Source organism: Pseudomonas sp. UBA4617, from assembly GCF_002386445.1.
Taxonomy (GTDB): domain Bacteria; phylum Pseudomonadota; class Gammaproteobacteria; order Pseudomonadales; family Pseudomonadaceae; genus Aquipseudomonas.
In genome coordinates, this window is the sequence record NZ_DGIR01000023.1 from 41,428 (window position 1) to 59,086 (window position 17,659).

At 65.1% G+C, this 17,659-nt stretch carries 17 protein-coding genes; all 17 read left to right on the forward strand.

The annotated features are described in order from the left end of the window. The first annotated feature begins 86 nt into the window (after positions 1-86). The 17 genes from cbiE to B4L76_RS10220 all read left to right on the forward strand — a co-directional run bounded on the left by cbiE (position 87) and on the right by B4L76_RS10220 (position 17,611). Positions 87-1,298: a precorrin-6y C5,15-methyltransferase (decarboxylating) subunit CbiE gene (gene cbiE / locus B4L76_RS10140; RefSeq protein ID WP_296232194.1), complete on the forward strand. Its 1,212-nt coding sequence runs from the start codon at positions 87-89 to the stop codon at positions 1,296-1,298. After that, positions 1,291-2,385: a cobalt-precorrin-5B (C(1))-methyltransferase gene (locus tag B4L76_RS10145; RefSeq protein WP_296232195.1), complete on the forward strand. Its 1,095-nt coding sequence runs from the start codon at positions 1,291-1,293 to the stop codon at positions 2,383-2,385. The genes cbiE and B4L76_RS10145 overlap by 8 nt, the downstream gene beginning before the upstream one ends. After that, positions 2,382-3,101, forward strand: a complete 720-nt coding sequence (locus tag B4L76_RS10150) for a cobalt-precorrin-6A reductase (RefSeq protein ID WP_296232198.1) — start codon at positions 2,382-2,384, stop codon at positions 3,099-3,101. Before B4L76_RS10145 ends, B4L76_RS10150 begins: the two co-directional genes overlap by 4 nt. A gap of 156 nt (positions 3,102-3,257) precedes the next feature. Further along, positions 3,258-3,692 (forward strand): NfeD family protein, encoded by a 435-nt coding sequence (locus B4L76_RS10155; protein WP_296232200.1) that lies wholly within the window; start codon positions 3,258-3,260, stop codon positions 3,690-3,692. Between the two features lie 26 nt (positions 3,693-3,718). Beyond that, positions 3,719-4,573 carry an SPFH domain-containing protein gene (locus B4L76_RS10160; protein WP_296232201.1) on the forward strand — a complete coding sequence of 285 codons (855 nt, stop codon included), beginning with the start codon at positions 3,719-3,721 and terminating at the stop codon, positions 4,571-4,573. 203 nt (positions 4,574-4,776) lie between these two features. Further along, entirely contained in the window at positions 4,777-5,166 is a 390-nt protein-coding gene (locus B4L76_RS10165) for a DUF2946 domain-containing protein (protein WP_296232202.1), read from the forward strand. Positions 5,167-5,214: 48 nt separating this feature from the next. Continuing rightward, positions 5,215-5,700, forward strand: a complete 486-nt coding sequence (locus B4L76_RS10170) for a copper chaperone PCu(A)C (RefSeq protein WP_296232203.1) — start codon at positions 5,215-5,217, stop codon at positions 5,698-5,700. Positions 5,701-5,726: 26 nt separating this feature from the next. Next, a complete protein-coding gene (locus B4L76_RS10175; protein WP_296232204.1) occupies positions 5,727-6,155 on the forward strand; it encodes a DUF2946 domain-containing protein in 429 nt (142 codons plus the stop codon). Positions 6,156-6,221: 66 nt separating this feature from the next. After that, positions 6,222-8,288, forward strand: a complete 2,067-nt coding sequence (locus B4L76_RS10180; RefSeq protein WP_296232205.1) for a TonB-dependent copper receptor — start codon at positions 6,222-6,224, stop codon at positions 8,286-8,288. Between the two features lie 60 nt (positions 8,289-8,348). Further along, positions 8,349-9,716 carry a PepSY-associated TM helix domain-containing protein gene (locus B4L76_RS10185; RefSeq protein WP_296232206.1) on the forward strand — a complete coding sequence of 456 codons (1,368 nt, stop codon included), beginning with the start codon at positions 8,349-8,351 and terminating at the stop codon, positions 9,714-9,716. Positions 9,717-9,901: 185 nt separating this feature from the next. After that, positions 9,902-11,308, forward strand: a complete 1,407-nt coding sequence (cycA, locus tag B4L76_RS10190; RefSeq protein ID WP_296232207.1) for a D-serine/D-alanine/glycine transporter — start codon at positions 9,902-9,904, stop codon at positions 11,306-11,308. A gap of 186 nt (positions 11,309-11,494) precedes the next feature. Continuing rightward, complete coding sequence (gene urtA / locus B4L76_RS10195; RefSeq protein WP_296232208.1) at positions 11,495-12,760, forward strand: urea ABC transporter substrate-binding protein; 1,266 nt, start codon at positions 11,495-11,497, stop codon at positions 12,758-12,760. A gap of 120 nt (positions 12,761-12,880) precedes the next feature. Continuing rightward, positions 12,881-14,368, forward strand: a complete 1,488-nt coding sequence (gene urtB / locus B4L76_RS10200) for an urea ABC transporter permease subunit UrtB (RefSeq protein ID WP_296232209.1) — start codon at positions 12,881-12,883, stop codon at positions 14,366-14,368. Further along, positions 14,368-15,447 (forward strand): urea ABC transporter permease subunit UrtC, encoded by a 1,080-nt coding sequence (urtC, locus tag B4L76_RS10205; protein WP_296232211.1) that lies wholly within the window; start codon positions 14,368-14,370, stop codon positions 15,445-15,447. The genes urtB and urtC overlap by 1 nt, the downstream gene beginning before the upstream one ends. Further along, entirely contained in the window at positions 15,444-16,301 is an 858-nt protein-coding gene (gene urtD / locus B4L76_RS10210) for an urea ABC transporter ATP-binding protein UrtD (RefSeq protein ID WP_296232212.1), read from the forward strand. The genes urtC and urtD overlap by 4 nt, the downstream gene beginning before the upstream one ends. A 64-nt stretch (positions 16,302-16,365) precedes the next feature. Beyond that, entirely contained in the window at positions 16,366-17,064 is a 699-nt protein-coding gene (gene urtE / locus B4L76_RS10215) for an urea ABC transporter ATP-binding subunit UrtE (RefSeq protein WP_296232214.1), read from the forward strand. Positions 17,065-17,095: 31 nt separating this feature from the next. Continuing rightward, positions 17,096-17,611 (forward strand): GNAT family N-acetyltransferase, encoded by a 516-nt coding sequence (locus tag B4L76_RS10220; protein WP_296232216.1) that lies wholly within the window; start codon positions 17,096-17,098, stop codon positions 17,609-17,611. Positions 17,612-17,659 lie beyond the last annotated feature (48 nt).

Here is a 17,659-nt window from a genome sequence, read left to right on the forward strand (position 1 = left end):
ATGAAAAGCCGGTGGTCGAGCATCATTCCAGTTTGCGCTGAAATTCTGGGCGCGCTGTGCTCCTCCAAGATCCTGAAGAGGTATACATGGCACCCTGGCTGACAGTAGTAGGCATCGGCGAAGACGGCTTCAGCGGCCTCGGCAAGCAAGCCCGGCGCGCGTTGCTGGGCGCGGCGCGGATCTTTGGCAGCCCGCGCCAGCTGGCCCTGCTGCCGCGCTGCGTGGCCGGCGAGCGGCTGGGCTGGCCGAGCCCGTTTTCCCTTGCCCCGGTGCTGGCCCTGCGCGGCGAGCCGGTGTGCGTACTGGCCAGCGGCGATCCGATGTTCTACGGTGTCGGCGCCAGCCTCGCGCGCCAGGTGCCTGACGAAGAAATGCACGTGCTGCCGATGCCCTCGTCGTGTGCCCTGGCCGCCGCCCGCCTGGGCTGGCCACTGCAGGATGTGCAGGTGCTGTCGTTGGTCGCCCGCCCGCTGTCTGCACTGAATGCCCATCTGCACGGTGGCGTGCGCCTGCTGGTGCTGAGCAACGATGGTGACAGCCCGGCGGCGATTGCCGCACTGCTGCGCGAGCGTGGTTTCGGGCCGAGCCGGCTAAGGGTATACGAGCATCTGGGCGGGGCAGCGGAGCGTGAATTGTCCGGCTCCGCCGAGGATTGGCCACATGCCCAGGTCGCTGCGCTCAACCTGGTGGCCATCGAATGCCGGGCTGCCCCACACGCCCCGCGCCTGCACCGCCTCGCCGGGCTGCCGGACAGTGCCTTCCGTCACGACGGCCAGCTGACCAAGCGCGATGTCCGCGCCATCACCCTCGCCCGCCTGGCGCCACAGCCCGGCGAACTATTGTGGGACGTCGGTGCGGGCTGCGGTTCGGTCGGTATCGAATGGATGCGCGCCCACCCCGCCTGCCGAGCCCTGGCCATCGAGGCCGACGAGGGTCGCCAGGGCTTTATCGAACACAACCGCGATGCACTGGGGGTCCCCGGCCTGCAACTGGTCCGCGGCAAGGCCCCGGCGGCCCTGCAAGGCCTGGAACAGCCCGATGCCATCTTCATTGGCGGCGGCGTCACCCGCGTCGGCGTGCTCGACCTGTGCTGGGCAAGCCTGCGCCCCGGCGGCCGCCTGGTGGCCAACGCAGTGACCCTGCAGAGCGAACTGGCCCTGGCGCAGTTCCGCGAACGCCACGGCGGCGAGCTGACCCGCATCCACGTCGCCCATGCCCAGCCGCTGGGCGCCTTCGACACCTGGCGCCAGGCGCTGCCGATCACCCTGCTGGAGGTCGTGAAGCCCGCCGATGCGTGAAGAAACCCGTGAACAGCCTGCGCCCCTGCGCAGCGGCCTGACCACCGGCAGCTGCGCCACCGCCACCAGCCTGGCAGCCGCTCGCCTGCTGCTGAGCGGTACAAGCAGCGATGCCGTGCATATCACACTGCCCAAGGGCAAGGTGGTGCAGATGCGCCTGGAGTTCTGCCGCCTGAACGGTGAAGGCGCCGAAGCAGGCACGCTCAAGGATGCCGGCGACGACCCGGACGTGACCCACGGCGCCCTGCTCTACAGCCAGGTGCGCCTGCTGGCCGAAGCGGGCATCCGCTTTGTCGCCGGCACTGGTGTCGGCACCGTGACCCGCCCGGGGCTGGTGCTGGCCGTGGGTGAGCCGGCCATCAACCCGGTGCCGCGGCGGATGATCAGCGAACACCTGCAAGGTCTGGCGGACGAATGCGGTTATGCCGGTGGCTTCGAGGTCACCGTCAATGTTCAGGGCGGTGAGCAGCTGGCGCTGAAAACCATGAACCCGCGCCTGGGTATCCTCGGCGGGCTGTCGATCCTCGGTACCAGCGGCATTGTGCGGCCGTTCTCCTGTGCGGCCTACATTGCCTCGATCCACCAGGGCATCGATGTCGCCCACACCAATGGCTACACGCACATTGCGGCATGCACCGGCAACGCCAGCGAGGACACCATGCGCCGGGTCTATGGCCTGCCGGAAATTGCCCTGATCGAAATGGGTGACTTCGTCGGCGCGGTGCTCAAGCACCTGCGCAAGGTGCCGGTAGCGCGCCTGAGCCTGTGTGGCGGCTTCGGCAAGATCAGCAAGCTGGCGGCCGGGCACATGGATCTGCACAGCCGCCATTCCAGCATCGACTTGCCGCAACTGGCCGGCTGGGCTGCAGACATCGGCGCTGACGAAGCGCTGCAGGCGGCAATCCGGGCAGCCAATACCAGCCAGCAGGCCTTGGCGCTGGCGCATGCCGCCGGCGTTGCTCTGGGCGATGCGGTGTGCGCGCATGCCTTGGCCTTCGCCCGCAGCGTCGTACCGGCCCAGGTACATGTGGAAGTGTTCGCCATCGACCGCCAGGGCGGCATCGTCGGCCGGGCGGGTGCCCAATGAACCGGCGTATCCTGCTGCTGGGCGGCATAACGGAAGCCTTGGCCCTGGCCCGCCGCCTCGGCCCGCAGCACGTCTACAGCCTGGCCGGCATCGGCCGGGTGCCGCAGGACCTGCAGTGCCAGGTTCGGGTTGGCGGTTTTGGCGGCGCCGAGGGCCTGGCGGGCTACCTGCGCGAGGCAGGCATCAGCTTGCTGATCGATGCCACCCACCCCTACGCCGCGCAAATCAGCCGTAATGCCGCCAAAGCCGCGCGCAGTACCGGCATCGCCTGCTGGGCATTGCGGCGCCCGGCCTGGCAGGCGCAGAAGGGGGACGACTGGCGCGAGGTCGACGACTGGGCAGGGTTGATCGGGGCGCTCAAGCCGTTCCGCAGGCCGTTGTTCACCCTGGGGCGCGAGCCGCTGCAACACCTGGATGAAATTCCGCCCGGGCAGTTCTGGACCTTGCGTGCGCTGGAGGCGTGCCCGGGCAATGCCCGCTGCGAAGTGATTGGCGCGCGCGGGCCGTTCCGTATCGACGATGAACGGGCCTTGTTCCAACGTCGTTGCATCGATGTGCTGATCAGCAAGAACAGCGGCAGCGTGGCGACCGAGCCGAAGCTGGAGGTGGCGCGGGAGCTGGGCTTACCGGTGCTGGTGCTGAGGCGCCCGGTGCTGCCTGGCGTAGACCGGATATTCGAATCGCTGCATGACCTGGCCGCAGCACTCGATCTGTAAGAACGACAGTCACAAAAACCGCCTCCCCCTGTAGGAGCGTCACTCTTCCGAAGATAGTCCCACAGCCATTTCGGGCTTTTCTTTCAAGGCTTCAGGTGGCCCTCTGCCGCCCTGTTGCCATAAACTCGCCTCTCCCCCCTGGAAGGCGCTACCCATATGGACATGCAATGGTGGATCTGGCTGGTTTTCGGCATTGCGCTGATGCTGCTCGAGCTGGTTCTGCCGACGTTCTTCATCCTCTGGTTCGGCATTGGTGCCGTGCTGGTTTCGCTCATCTCGCTGGCTGCCCCCAGCCTGCAGCTGGACATGCAGGTGCTGCTTTGGGTGCTGCTTTCATCAGTCACCACGGCGCTATGGTTCAAGCTGTTCCGGCGCAAGCCGGACGTGCGCTGGACAGCAGACAGCGTGATCGGTGAAGTCGGGCTGCTGACCGCTGCGGTCTCGGAGTTCCACAAAGGCCGGGTACGCTTCCAGAAGCCGGTACTCGGCAACGAAGAATGGACCTGCATCGCCGACAGCGAGATCGCCGCCGGCGAGCGGGTACGCCTTACCGCCATCGAAGGCAATACCGCCCGGGTCATCCGGGCCTGAACCTGTATCAAAAGGAATTGCGCACCATGACCAGCCTCATCGTAGTCGCCGCCATCGCCCTGTTCGTCCTGATCACCGTGTTCAAGGGGGTGCGTATCGTGCCCCAGGGCGAGGAATGGATCGTCGAGCGCCTGGGCCGTTACCACAGCACGCTCAAGCCCGGCCTGAACATCGTCATTCCCTACATGGACGTGGTTGCCTACCGCCTGCCGACCAAGGACATCATCCTCGATGTGCAAGAGCAGGAAATCATCACTCGGGACAACGCGGTGATCGTCGCCAACGCCCTGTGCTTTGCCAAGGTGATCGACCCGCAGAAGGCCTCCTACGGCGTGCAGAACTTCTCGTTCGCGGTCACCAGCCTGACCATGACTTCGCTGCGCGCCATCGTCGGTGCGATGGACCTGGACGAAGCGCTGTCCAGCCGCGAGCAGATCAAGGCGCGCCTGCGCGAGGCCATGTCCGAGCAGACCGAAGACTGGGGCGTGACCGTGCGTTCGGTGGAAATCCAGGACATCAAGCCGTCCGAGAACATGCAACTGGCCATGGAGCGCCAGGCCGCTGCGGAACGTGAGCGTAAAGCCGACGTGACCCGTGCCGAAGGTGCCAAGCAGGCGGCGATTCTCGAAGCTGAAGCACGGCTGCAGTCGGCCAAGCTGGATGCCGAGGCGCAGATCAACCTGGCCGAGGCCTCGGCGCGGGCGATCTCGCTGGTCAAGGAAGCAGTCGGCAATGAGACGGTACCGGCCATGTACCTGCTGGGCGAGCGCTACGTCGGCGCCATGGAGAACCTGGCAAACAGCAACAACGCCAAGGTGGTGGTGCTGCCGGCGGATCTGCAGGAAACCGTCCGTGGCCTGATGGGCCGCAACAAGCCTTGATATCACCGGGGCAGCTGTGCGGCCATGCGCGCGACAAGCCCGCTCCCACAGCTGACCTCTGGAGGTGGGAGCGGGCTTGCCCCGCGAATGGGCTGCATAGCAGCACCAGATGTCATCCCACCTGCGTCACTTCACCGCACCCCGCCATTTTTACCTATACTCCGCCTTACAATACCCGTCACGATTCCTGACCGGATCTCTCCATGCCCCCACGTCGGCACATTGCCTGGATAGCCTGCCTAGCAGTGCTGTTCAACCTGCTGGCCATGCCGCTGTCCTCTGCCGCGCCCAAGGGCCCGGCCGAACAGCTGCTGTGGGGGGCTTTCTGTTCGAGCCTGGCCGGTAAGGCCAAGGTCGATGTCCAGGCCCTGGCCAAGATCGACCTCGGCACCCAAAGCGACCAGCATTCCAACATGCAGCACTGCTGGTGCTGCTCTGGCGCCGCACCGCTGCTGGCGCTGCCGGGCTATCCGCCGCAGCTGCACAACCCGCCCACGCTGCTGGCCGGGTATCTACCGCCGCTTGCCACCTACCAACCGACACCGCGCCAGCTATGGCCTGCGCTCAACCCCCGTGCCCCTCCCCTGGTCTGAGTTCATCACACTGTCTGCCTGAACCTGAACAGAACGGAGACTCACACCATGCTCAAGCAAGCTCTCATCGTGGCCGCCTTGCTGCTGCCCGGCGCCTTCGCCAATGCCCATGAATACACCGTGGGCGACCTGCACATCGCCCACCCGTGGTCGCTGGCGTTGCCACCGAATGCGCCCAACGTCGCTGCCTATTTCATCGTGCACAACAACGGCAAGGCAGACGACCGCCTGCTGAGCGTCGACAGCCCGATCACTGCAGATGCACAACTGCACGAGCATACGATGAGCGCCAGCGGCGCCATGAAGATGCAGCAGGTGCCCAACGTGACCGTGCCGGCCGGCAAGGACCTGGTCTTCGCCCCCAGCGCCTACCATGTAATGCTGATGCAGCCCAAGGACCGCAGCCTGCTAATCGAAGGCAAGCGCTTCCCGTTGACACTGCACTTCGAAAAGGCCGGCGACATCACCGTCGACGTGGCTGTACAGAAGCAGCCGCCGGCGGACCAGCCGCAAGGCCACGAACACGCGCACTGACCGCTAGCTGACCGGCGCTCGCCAACATGAGCCTGCCCCGCAACGGCCGCAGCCGTACCACCCGCCCTGAACGCAGGCGCGTCGGTGGCGGCTGGCTGAGCCTGTTCGCCATGTGGATGATCTTCATCGGCCCGCTGGTTTCCCAGTCGATGCCGATGGAGCACCATGCGGGCATGAGCATGCCGATGGACATGAGCATGTCCATGGAGCATCAGCATGGCGACGCAAATAACGGCCACGGCGATGATGGCCAGCTGCATGTGATGTGGGAAAAGTGCGGCTACTGCAGCCTGCTGTTCAACTGCCCCGCGTTACCACAAACCCTCAGCCCGCTCAGCGCCGGTCACGTCACCCCGGGCACCCTCACCGCCACGCCCACGCACCAAGGCCATGCCCGGCAGGCCGTTTTCCCCGGCGCGCGCAGCCGCGCACCGCCGCTTTCGATCAGCATCTGACATCACCTTTTGCCGCACGAAGCCTGGAGCTTCGCGCCGACTCATGACTGATCGACTGGAATCACTATGTCCGGCTGCACCCCTGTTTTCGCACCCGCCCTGCGCGGGACATTCGCCGCGTTGTGCGGCTCGCTGCTCGCGCCCATGGCCATCGCCGCCGCCCCTGGCCACGAAGGCCACGAGCAAACGCTACCCGAGCTTAGCCCGACGGTGATCACCGCCATTGCGCCAAGCTCGCCGCTGACCGTGGTCACCGACCCGAAAGACCCACGCCAGCCCGTACCGGCCAGCGATGGCGCCGATTACCTCAAGACCATCCCAGGCTTTTCGGCCATCCGTGCCGGAGGTACCAACGGTGACCCGGTGCTGCGCGGCATGTTCGGCTCGCGCCTGAACATCCTCACCAACGGCGGCGTGATGCTCGGTGCCTGCCCCAACCGCATGGACGCACCGACTTCGTACATCGCACCCGAAACGTACGACCGCCTCACCGTCATCAAGGGCCCGCAAAGTGTGATCTGGGGCCCGGGCGGCTCGGCGGGTACCATCCTCTTCGAACGTGAGCCGGAGAAGTTCGGCCCCCTTGGTAGCCGCGTCAACGCCAGCCTCCTGGCCGGCTCCAACGGCCGCTTCGACAAAGTGCTCGACGCCGCCGCTGGCAACAGCCAGGCCTACGCACGCTTCGTCGGCAACCAGTCGCGCTCTGACGACTACCACGATGGCAACGGCGACACCGTGCCCTCACGCTGGGACAAATGGAACGGCGATGTAACCCTGGGCTGGACGCCAGACCAGGACACCCTGCTGGAACTCACTGCCGGCAAGGGCGACGGCGAAGCCCGCTATGCCGGACGTGGCATGGACGGCTCGCAGTTCAAGCGCGAAAGCCTGGGCCTGCGCTTTGAAAAGTCCAACCTCGGCGAGGTTCTCGACAAGGTCGAGGCGCAGGTTTACTACAACTACGCCGACCACGTGATGGACAACTACAGCCTGCGCACGCCATCGGGCAGCGGCATGATGGGCATGCCCATGGTCAGCAACGTCGACCGCCGCACGATGGGTGCACGGATCAAGGCAACCTGGCGTTGGGCAGACGTGCAACTGATCAGCGGCATCGACGCACAAACCAACGAACACCGCCAGCGTGGCGGCATGGGCGTCGATGCGCACAAGGGCCAGCCCTGGACCAAGGACGCCGACTTCCACAACTACGGCGCCTTCAGCGAACTCACCTGGTACGCCACAGATGTTGACCGGCTGATCACCGGTGCCCGGCTGGACCGCGCCTCGGCCCGCGACTTGCGCACGGGTAGCGCCACCGAAGGCGATACCCGCGCCGACACCCTGCCCAGCGGCTTCGTGCGTTACGAGCACGACCTGGCGGCGATCCCCGCCACCACATACATCGGCCTTGGCCACGCGCAGCGCTTCCCGGACTACTGGGAGCTGTTCTCGCCCAAGCTGGCGCCGCCTGGTGCGGCCAACGCCTTCGACGGTATCAAGCCCGAGAAGACCACCCAGCTCGATTTCGGCATCCAGTACCGCGATGAACGCCTGGAGGCCTGGGCCTCGGCCTATGTCGGGCAGATCCGCGATTACATCCTGTTCGATTACCGCACCGGCATGATGGGCATGAGCACCTCCCAGGCGCAGAACATCGACGCCCGCATCATGGGCGGCGAGCTGGGCGCCGCCTACAAGCTGACGGAAAACTGGAAAGCCGATGCCACGCTGGCCTACGCCTGGGGCAAGAACAGCAGTGACGGCAAGGCGCTGCCGCAGATGCCGCCCTTGGAAAGCCGCCTTGGCCTGACCTACAGCCGTGACACCTGGAGTGCAGGGGCATTGTGGCGGCTGGTGTCGGCGCAGAACCGTATCGCCGAGAACCAAGGCAATGTGGTGGGCAAGGACTACGACAACAGCGCTGGCTTCGGCGTGTTCTCGCTCAATGGTGCCTACAAGGTCAGCAGCCAGCTCAAGCTCAGCGCCGGGGTCGACAACCTCTTCGACAAGACCTACGCCGAGCACCTGAACCTGGCCGGCAACGCTGGGTTCGGCTACCCGGCCACAGACCCACAACCGGTGACCGAGCCAGGCCGGACCTTCTGGACCAAGGTCGATTTCAGCTTCTGACAACCACCGCGGGCGCAACCAGGTGTTGCGCCCTTCAGTTGGCAAACACTGGAGGTTCCCATGAGAGGAACACGCATCAATTTCTACAACCTGGCCTGGCGTTGGCACTTCTATGCCGGGCTGTTCGTGGCCCCGTTCATGATCCTGCTGGCGGTTACCGGGATCATCTACCTGTTCAAGCCGCAACTAGACCCGCTGCTTTACCGCGACCTGATGGTGGTCGAAGCCGGAAACCATCGGCAGGGCGCCGACACGATGCTGGCCGAAGTGCGCCAGGCCTATCCCAAGGGGCACGTCGGCCAGTACCTGCCGCCGCTGAACGCCGAACGCAGCGCGCAGTTCGTGGTGCATGACGGCGGGCGGGAACTGAACGTGTTCGTCGACCCTTACAGCGGCAGGATCCTTGGCGAGCAGGACGCCAAGCAAAACCTGCAGGCCGTCGCCCGCGCCCTGCATGGCGAGCTGATGGTCGGCACGGTGGGTGACCGGCTGGTGGAGCTGGCTGCCGGCTGGGGCATCGTGCTGGTGGTGTCCGGCCTGTACCTGTGGTGGCCGCGGGGGCGCAATGGCGCTGGCGTGCTCTGGCCACGCCTGAGCGCACGCGGTCGGCTGTTGTGGCGCGACCTGCATGCGGTGACCGGGTTCTGGGGTTCGGCGTTGCTGTTGCTGATGTTGCTTAGCGGCATGACCTGGACCGGCCTGTGGGGCAAGCAGTACGCCGATTTGTGGAACCGCTTTCCAGCCGCCATGTGGAACGACGTACCCAAGTCCGATCAACAAGCTGGTGAACTGAACCATGCCCACCGCCAGACGGTGCCCTGGGCCATGGAAAACACACCGATGCCGCAATCCGGCGCGCATGCCGAACACGCCGGGCATCACGTGATGTCGACCGCTCCGGCGGCACCGCAGGTGAGCGTGCAACAGGTCGAGGACATCGCCAGTGCGCGCCAGGTCGAGCCGGGCTACAGCATCACCCTGCCGACCACAGCTGACGGTGTATTCACCATCGCGGTGTTCGCCGACGACCCACGCAACGACGCCACCCTGCACGTCGACCAGTACACCGGCAAGGTCCTGGCCGACGTGCGCTGGCAGGACTACAGCCCGGTGGCGCGGGCCACCGAGCTGGGGGTGATGCTGCATGAAGGCAAGATGTTCGGGGTGCTGAACCAGGTCATCATCCTGCTCGTGTGCCTGATGATCCTGCTGGGCTCGGTGAGCGGCCTGGTGATGTGGTGGAAGCGCCGGCCGGCAGGAGGGTTGGGGGTGCCGCCGCTGCGCCATGACCTGCCGCGCTGGAAGGCGGCAGTCGGTGTGATGGTGCTGCTGGGGGTGATGTTCCCGCTGGTTGGGTTGTCGATGGTGGTGATGTGGGTTGTGGATAGCCTGGTGGTGCGACGCCGTCGGGTATTGGCCAGCGCCTGACCCTTGCAGTGGTCTCACTGGCCACTTCGCGGGGCAAGCCCGCTCCCACAGAGTGGACTGCCCCCGCGAAGCGGCCAGTAAGCGCTGCACAAAGGTCGTGTCGATCTGTCGCGCCCCGAATTGGGACGCCCGTGTTAGCCTACTCGGCTTTCACAAAAAGACTGACCATCAATGGAATGCAGCCAATGACCCGGACCTCTTCCCCTCCTGCTGAAGACCAGCACCTGCAGCGCAACCTTACCAACCGGCACATCCAGCTGATCGCCATCGGCGGCGCAATCGGCACCGGCCTGTTCATGGGCTCGGGCAAGACCATCAGCCTGGCCGGGCCGTCGATCATCTTTGTCTACATGCTGATCGGCTTCATGCTGTTCTTCGTCATGCGCGCGATGGGCGAACTGCTGCTGTCGAACCTCAACTACAAGTCGTTCATCGACTTCTCTGCCGACCTGCTGGGCCCTTGGGCCGGCTATTTCACCGGCTGGACCTACTGGTTCTGCTGGGTGGTCACCGGCATCGCCGACGTGGTCGCCATCGCCGCGTACACCCAGTTCTGGTTCCCCGAACTGCCACAGTGGATCCCGGCACTAGCCTGCGTGGGCGTGCTGCTCTCGCTCAACCTGGTGACGGTGAAGATGTTCGGTGAACTGGAGTTCTGGTTCGCCCTGGTCAAGATCGTCGCCATTCTCGGCCTGGTCGCGACCGGCCTGTACATGGTTATCAGCGGCTTCACTTCGCCCAGCGGGCGCACTGCGCAGCTGGCCAACCTGTGGAACGATGGCGGCATGTTCCCCAACGGCCTGATAGGCTTCTTCGCCGGGTTCCAGATCGCCGTGTTCGCCTTCGTCGGTATCGAACTGGTGGGCACCACCGCCGCCGAAGCGAAAAACCCGGAACGCACCCTGCCACGAGCGATCAATTCGATCCCGGTGCGGATCATCATGTTCTACGTACTGGCCCTGATCGCGATCATGGCCGTGACCCCTTGGCGCGACGTGGTGCCGGGCAAGAGTCCGTTCGTCGAACTGTTCGTGCTGGCCGGCCTGCCGGCCGCTGCAAGCATCATCAACTTCGTGGTACTGACCTCGGCGGCCTCGTCGGCCAACGGCGGCGTGTTCTCCACCAGCCGCATGCTATATGGCCTGGCGCAGGAGGGTGATGCACCCGGGGCATTCGAAAAACTGTCGAGCCGCTCGGTGCCGGCCAACGGGCTGTACTTCTCCTGCACCTGCCTGCTGCTGGGTGCGGTGATGATCTACCTGGTGCCCAACGTGATCGAGGCATTTACCCTGATCACCACCGTTTCGGCAGTGTTGTTCATGTTCGTCTGGACCTTGATCCTGCTGTCGTACCTGCGGTACCGCAAGCACCGACCGGCGCTGCACCAGGCGTCGAAATTCAGGATGCCTGGCGGGCGTTTCATGTGCTACGTGTGCCTGGTGTTCTTTGCCTTCATCCTGGTGTTGCTGAGCCTGGAGGCAGACACGCGCTCAGCATTGCTGGTGACACCGATCTGGTTCGTGCTGCTGGCGGTGACCTACCAGTTCGTGCGCAGCAAGCGCCATCCGCGCACGGCGGTGCGTAACGGCTGAAGCCTCGGGGCCGCAACGCGGCCCCAATCCTGTGCACACAGATGCGCTAGGCACCAAGCTGGATCCAACCCACGCCCCAACACCTCGCAAAACCCCTCTGATACGGGACTTGAGCCACCAGGCACACCCCTTGCAACACCCCCTCCGCTTGCCCAACACCCTAAAAAAACACAGCGGAGAGAGCACATGAAGCGTCGCAGTCTGATCAAGGCCTTTACCCTCAGCGCATCGATCGCCGCGATGGGCCTGAGCTGGAGTATCCAGGCCGCCGAGACCATCAAGGTCGGCATCCTGCATTCGCTGTCCGGGACCATGGCAATTTCCGAGACCTCGCTCAAGGACATGGCGCTGATGACCATCGACGAGATCAACGCCAAGGGGGGTGTTAATGGCAAGCTGCTCGAACCGGTGGTGGTCGACCCCGCCTCCAACTGGCCGCTGTTCGCTGAAAAAAGCCGCCAGCTGCTGACCCAGGACAAGGTCGCGGTGGTGTTCGGTTGCTGGACCTCGGTGTCGCGCAAATCTGTGCTGCCAGTGTTCGAAGAGCTCAACGGCCTGCTGTTCTACCCGGTGCAGTACGAAGGCGAAGAGATGTCGCCGAACGTGTTCTACACCGGCGCCGCGCCCAACCAGCAGGCCATCCCGGCCGTCGAGTACCTGATGAGCGAAGACGGCGGCACCGCCAGGCGCTTCTTCCTGCTGGGCACCGACTACGTCTACCCGCGCACCACCAACAAGATCCTGCGCGCCTTCCTGCACAGCAAGGGCGTGGCCGACAAGGACATCGAAGAGGTGTACACGCCGTTCGGTCACAGCGATTACCAGACCATCGTCGCCAACATCAAGAAATTCTCCGCCGGGGGCAAGACTGCGGTCATATCCACGGTCAACGGCGATTCCAATGTGCCCTTCTACAAGGAGCTGGCCAACCAGGGCCTGAAAGCCACCGACGTGCCGGTGGTGGCGTTCTCGGTCGGCGAAGAAGAGCTGCGCGGCATCGACACCAAGCCGCTGGTCGGCCACCTGGCGGCGTGGAACTACTTCGAGTCGGTGGAAAACCCGGTCAACCAGAAGTTCGTCGCCGACTGGAAGGCCTACGCCAAGGCCAAGGGCCTCCCGGGCGCCGACAAGGCGGTGACCAACGATCCGATGGAAGCCACCTACGTGGGTATCCATATGTGGGCCCAGGCCGCCGAGAAGGCCAAGTCCACCGACGTCGACAAGGTGCGCGAGGCTCTGGCCGGGCAGACCTTCAAGGCGCCGTCGGGCTTCACCCTGACCATGGACAAGACCAACCATCACCTGCACAAGCCGGTGATGATCGGCGAGATCCAGGATGACGGGCAGTTCAGTGTGGTATGGGAAACCGAGCAGCCATTGCGGGCGCAGCCTTGGAGCCCGTTCATTCCGGGCAACGACAAGCGCCCGGACTATGCCGTGAAAGGTAACTGAGTGCACCGGGGCTGCTGTTCAGCCCTGTCGCGGATGTATCCGCTCCTACCGTTCAGCGCCGCCCGAGTAGGAGCGGATTCATCCGCGATGAATCCACCGCCGAATTCCAGGATTGTTCGCATGCTCAGACTGCTGCTCTCCCTCCTGCTCGTGCTGCCTCTGGCAACCCACGCCAGCGAGGGCGAATTCTTCCTCAGCGCCAAGCCCGCCGAGCAGGCCCAACTGCTCGAAACCTGGGCGGCGCAGCCGGATGCCGCGCGCCTGCCGCTGCTACAGAACCTGCGTCAAGGCCGCATAGGCCCTGACGACACCCGCAAGGTCCGCTTGAACAACCGTCTGCGCGGCCTGATCGACAACGCCCTGGCCAGCCACCAGTTGCTCAGCGATGACAGCGCCACGCGCCTGGCTGCCGCCCAACAGTTGCAAAAGAGCGCAAAGCCAGCACAAATGGCCTTCCTCGACCGACGCTTCGCCACTGAGACGGACCCCGCCGTGCACGCAGCCCTCGGCCTGGCGCTGGCCAACCTGCAACTCGGCGCCAGCGAGCCGGCCGTACGCCTGGCTGCCGTGCGCCTGCTCGGCGAAACCGGCGACCCACTGGCGCGCACCCGCCTCGAAGCCCTGTTGCAACCGGGCGCGGAAACCGACCCGGGCGTGCGCACCGCCGCTGAAACCAGCCTGGCCCAGGTGCAGCGCAAGCTGTTGGTCGGCGAACTGCTCGGCCAGGCGTTCAGCGGCCTGTCGCTGGGGTCGATCCTGCTGCTGGCGGCCCTGGGCCTGGCCATCACCTTCGGCTTGCTCGGGGTGATCAACATGGCCCACGGCGAGATGCTGATGCTCGGCGCGTACAGCACCTACATGGTACAGGTACTGCTGCAGCGCTACGCCCCGGGCGCCGTCGAGTTCTACCCGCTGCTCGCCTTGCCGGTGGCCTTCGTCGTCAGCGCCGGGGTCGGCATGGCGCTGGAGCGCACGGTGATTCGCCATCTCTACGGCCGTCCCCTGGAAACCCTGCTGGCGACGTGGGGCATCAGCCTGATCCTGATCCAGGCCATTCGCCTGCTGTTCGGCGCGCAGAACGTCGAAGTGAGCAATCCGGCCTGGCTGTCGGGAGGCATCCAGCTGCTGCCCAACCTGGTGCTGCCGTACAACCGCCTGGTGATCATCGGCTTCGCCATCGCCGTGGTGCTGCTCACCTGGCTGCTGCTCAACCGCACGCGGCTGGGCCTGAACGTGCGTGCGGTCACCCAGAACCGCAACATGGCAGCCTGCTGCGGGGTGTCCACCGGGCGCGTCGACATGCTCGCCTTCGGCCTCGGCTCGGGCATCGCCGGGCTGGGCGGCGTAGCCCTGAGCCAGGTCGGCAACGTCGGCCCCGACCTGGGCCAGAGCTACATCATCGACTCGTTCCTGGTGGTGGTGCTCGGCGGTGTCGGCCAGCTGGCCGGCAGCCTGTGGGCAGCGTTCGGCCTTGGCATCGCCAACAAACTGCTGGAGCCGCAGATCGGCGCCGTGCTCGGCAAGATCCTCATCCTTGCGCTGATCATTCTGTTCATCCAGAAGCGCCCGCAAGGCCTGTTTGCCCTCAAGGGACGGGTAATCGACTGATGAACCAGCCACTGCTTGTCACTGCTACGCAAAAGGCCGGGCCGCGCCTGTCGCTGGCCATCGGAACGCTCGTCGTCCTGCTGCTGGTGGCCTTGCCACTGCTGTCGCTGTTGCCAGTGGGACATGCCCTGCAGGTGTCGGCCTATACCCTGACCCTGGTCGGCAAGATCCTTTGTTATGCCATCGTGGCCCTGGCGCTGGACCTGGTCTGGGGCTATGCCGGGCTGCTGTCGCTGGGCCATGGCCTGTTCTTCGCCCTCGGCGGCTACGCCATGGGCATGTACCTGATGCGCCAGGCCGCCGGTGACGGGCTGCCGGGCTTCATGACTTTTCTTTCGTGGAGCGAACTGCCCTGGTACTGGGTTGGCACCGAGCATTTCGCCTGGGCCCTGTGCCTGGTGGTGCTGGCGCCCGGACTGCTGGCACTGGTATTCGGCTGGTTCGCCTTCCGCTCACGGATCAAGGGTGTGTATTTCTCGATCATGACCCAGGCCCTGACCTTCGCCGGCATGCTGCTGTTCTTCCGCAACGAGACCGGCTTCGGCGGCAACAACGGCTTTACCAGCTTTCGCACCATCCTCGGCTTCGACATCGCCGCCCAGGGCACCCGGGCTGTACTGTTCCTGCTCACCGTCGGCCTGTTGTTGGCCAGCCTGTACCTGTGCTGGAGCCTGACCCGCAGCAAGTTCGGCCGCCTGCTCACCGCGGTGCGCGATGCCGAGAACCGCCTGATGTTCTGCGGCTACGACCCACGCGGATTCAAGCTGCTGGTGTGGGTGCTCAGTGCCGTACTGTGCGGCCTGGCCGGTGCGCTGTATGTGCCGCAGGTGGGCATCATCAACCCTGGGGAAATGTCGCCGACCAACTCCATCGAGGCCGCCGTGTGGGTGGCCCTTGGTGGTCGCGGCACGCTGCTCGGCCCGCTGCTTGGCGCCGGCCTGGTCAATGGCATGAAAAGCTGGTTCACCGTGGCCTTCCCGGAGTTCTGGCTGTTCTTCCTCGGCGCGCTGTTCATCCTCGTCACCCTGTACCTTCCCCAGGGTGTGGTGGGCCTGCTGAAGAAAAGGAGCCAACCATGAGAGGCGTGCCGCCGGTACATCCCGAATTCATGCTCGAGCCGGTCTTCGACGCACTCGGCGCCGGCCGCGAGGCCATCGGCCTTGGCAGCCGCCGCAAGGCCGGCCTGGATACCCGCCACGGCACGGTGCTGAGCCTTGAGGACATCAGCGTCAGCTTCGATGGCTTCAAGGCGCTGAACGCCCTGAACCTGTACATCGGCGTGGGCGAACTGCGCTGCATCATCGGCCCCAACGGTGCCGGCAAGACCACGATGATGGACGTGATCACCGGCAAGACCCGTCCCGACAGCGGCAATGCCTGGTTTGGCGACACCCTCGACCTGACCCGCATGAGCGAATACCAGATCGCCCAGGCCGGCATCGGCCGCAAGTTCCAGAAGCCAACAGTGTTCGAGGCGCTGACGGTGTTCGAGAACCTCGAGTTGGCGCTGAAGACCGACAAGTCGGTGTGGGCCAGCCTGACGGCGCGGCTCGGTGCTGAACAACGCCAGCGTATCGAGGAGGTGCTGGCCACCTTGCGCCTGCTGCCGTTGGCCCAGCGCCAGGCGGGCCTGCTGTCGCATGGGCAAAAGCAGTTCCTTGAGATCGGCATGCTGCTGGTGCAGGAGCCGCAACTGCTGTTGCTGGACGAGCCGGTAGCCGGCATGACCGATGCCGAAACCGAGTTTACCGCCGAGCTGTTCAAGGGCCTGGCCGGCAAGCACTCGCTGATGGTGGTGGAGCACGACATGGGTTTTGTCGGCAGCATTGCCGACCATGTAACCGTGCTGCACCAAGGCAGTGTGCTGGCAGAAGGGTCGCTGGCGCAGGTGCAGGCGGATCAGCGGGTGGTCGAGGTGTATCTGGGCCGCTAGACATTGCTGCCGGTAGCCACGAAAAGCCCGGCACAGGCAAAACGCAGATTTCCGAGGAACCCACATGCTGAAAATCGACACCCTGCACCAGTACTACGGCGGTAGCCACATCCTGCGCGGCCTGTCGTTCGAAGCCAGGGTCGGCGAAGTCACCTGCCTGCTGGGCCGCAACGGCGTGGGCAAGACCACCCTGCTGCGGTGCCTGATGGGCCTGGTGCCCGCGCGCGACGGCAGCATCGAATGGGAAGGCAAGCCGATCAGCGCGCTCAAGCCCCAGCAGCGTGTCCACGCCGGCATCGCCTATGTACCCCAGGGCCGCGAAATCTTCCCGCGTTTGAGCGTCGAGGAAAACCTGCTGATGGGCCTGTCACGCTTCCCTGCCCGTGAAGCCCGCGAAGTGCCGGCGTTCATCTACGAGTTGTTCCCGGTACTCGAGCAGATGAAGCAACGCCGTGGCGGCGACCTGTCCGGCGGCCAGCAGCAACAGCTGGCCATCGGCCGAGCCTTGGCCAGCCGCCCGCGCCTGCTGATCCTCGACGAGCCGACTGAAGGCATCCAGCCCTCGGTGATCAAGGAAATCGGCGCGGTCATCCGCCGCCTGGCCGAACGTGGCGACATGGCCATCCTGCTGGTGGAGCAATTCTATGACTTCGCCGAAGCGCTGGCCGACCAGTACCTGGTGATGGCCCGTGGCGAGATCATCCAGCGCGGCCGTGGCGAAAACATGCAGGCGGAAGGTGTGCGCGGGCTGGTAACCATTTAACCTGCACCCAACGAACCTGCGAGACGCTGCCATGACTCACCAAATCCGCGATGCCCTGTCTGCCGACGTGCCAGGCATCCTCGCCATCTACAACGACGCGGTGCGCAACACCACGGCGATCTGGAACGAAACCCCGGTGGACCTGGGCAACCGCCAGGCCTGGTTCGAATCACGGGCGCAGCAGGGTTATCCGATCCTGGTGGCGGTGGATGACAGCGGCGTGCTCGGCTATGCCTCGTTTGGCGACTGGCGACCGTTCGAGGGCTTTCGCCATACCGTGGAACACTCGGTGTACATCCGTGGCGACCAGCGTGGCAAGGGACTGGGGCCGGTGTTGATGGCGGCATTGATCGAGCGTGCGCGTGACTGCGGCAAGCATGTGATGGTGGCCGCCATCGAGAGTGGCAATGCGGCATCGGTGCGCATTCATGAGCGCCTGGGCTTCGTGGTGACCGGCCAGATGCCGCAGGTGGGGGTGAAGTTCGGCCGCTGGCTGGACCTGACCTTCATGCAGCTGGTGCTGAACCCGGGCGCAAGTCCAAGCTGAAATGCAACCCCTGTGGGAGCGGGTTTACCCGCGAAGCAGGCGACGCGG

What these genes read in the sequence shown, in the direction of transcription:
- cbiE (WP_296232194.1), top strand. Translation starts at nt 87, where the DNA reads ATGGCACCCTGGCTGACAGTAGTAGGCATCGGCGAAGACGGCTTCAGC.
- B4L76_RS10145 (WP_296232195.1), top strand. Translation starts at nt 1,291, where the DNA reads ATGCGTGAAGAAACCCGTGAACAGCCTGCGCCCCTGCGCAGCGGCCTG.
- B4L76_RS10150 (WP_296232198.1), top strand. Translation starts at nt 2,382, where the DNA reads ATGAACCGGCGTATCCTGCTGCTGGGCGGCATAACGGAAGCCTTGGCC.
- B4L76_RS10155 (WP_296232200.1), top strand. Translation starts at nt 3,258, where the DNA reads ATGGACATGCAATGGTGGATCTGGCTGGTTTTCGGCATTGCGCTGATG.
- B4L76_RS10160 (WP_296232201.1), top strand. Translation starts at nt 3,719, where the DNA reads ATGACCAGCCTCATCGTAGTCGCCGCCATCGCCCTGTTCGTCCTGATC.
- B4L76_RS10165 (WP_296232202.1), top strand. Translation starts at nt 4,777, where the DNA reads ATGCCCCCACGTCGGCACATTGCCTGGATAGCCTGCCTAGCAGTGCTG.
- B4L76_RS10170 (WP_296232203.1), top strand. Translation starts at nt 5,215, where the DNA reads ATGCTCAAGCAAGCTCTCATCGTGGCCGCCTTGCTGCTGCCCGGCGCC.
- B4L76_RS10175 (WP_296232204.1), top strand. Translation starts at nt 5,727, where the DNA reads ATGAGCCTGCCCCGCAACGGCCGCAGCCGTACCACCCGCCCTGAACGC.
- B4L76_RS10180 (WP_296232205.1), top strand. Translation starts at nt 6,222, where the DNA reads ATGTCCGGCTGCACCCCTGTTTTCGCACCCGCCCTGCGCGGGACATTC.
- B4L76_RS10185 (WP_296232206.1), top strand. Translation starts at nt 8,349, where the DNA reads ATGAGAGGAACACGCATCAATTTCTACAACCTGGCCTGGCGTTGGCAC.
- cycA (WP_296232207.1), top strand. Translation starts at nt 9,902, where the DNA reads ATGACCCGGACCTCTTCCCCTCCTGCTGAAGACCAGCACCTGCAGCGC.
- urtA (WP_296232208.1), top strand. Translation starts at nt 11,495, where the DNA reads ATGAAGCGTCGCAGTCTGATCAAGGCCTTTACCCTCAGCGCATCGATC.
- urtB (WP_296232209.1), top strand. Translation starts at nt 12,881, where the DNA reads ATGCTCAGACTGCTGCTCTCCCTCCTGCTCGTGCTGCCTCTGGCAACC.
- urtC (WP_296232211.1), top strand. Translation starts at nt 14,368, where the DNA reads ATGAACCAGCCACTGCTTGTCACTGCTACGCAAAAGGCCGGGCCGCGC.
- urtD (WP_296232212.1), top strand. Translation starts at nt 15,444, where the DNA reads ATGAGAGGCGTGCCGCCGGTACATCCCGAATTCATGCTCGAGCCGGTC.
- urtE (WP_296232214.1), top strand. Translation starts at nt 16,366, where the DNA reads ATGCTGAAAATCGACACCCTGCACCAGTACTACGGCGGTAGCCACATC.
- B4L76_RS10220 (WP_296232216.1), top strand. Translation starts at nt 17,096, where the DNA reads ATGACTCACCAAATCCGCGATGCCCTGTCTGCCGACGTGCCAGGCATC.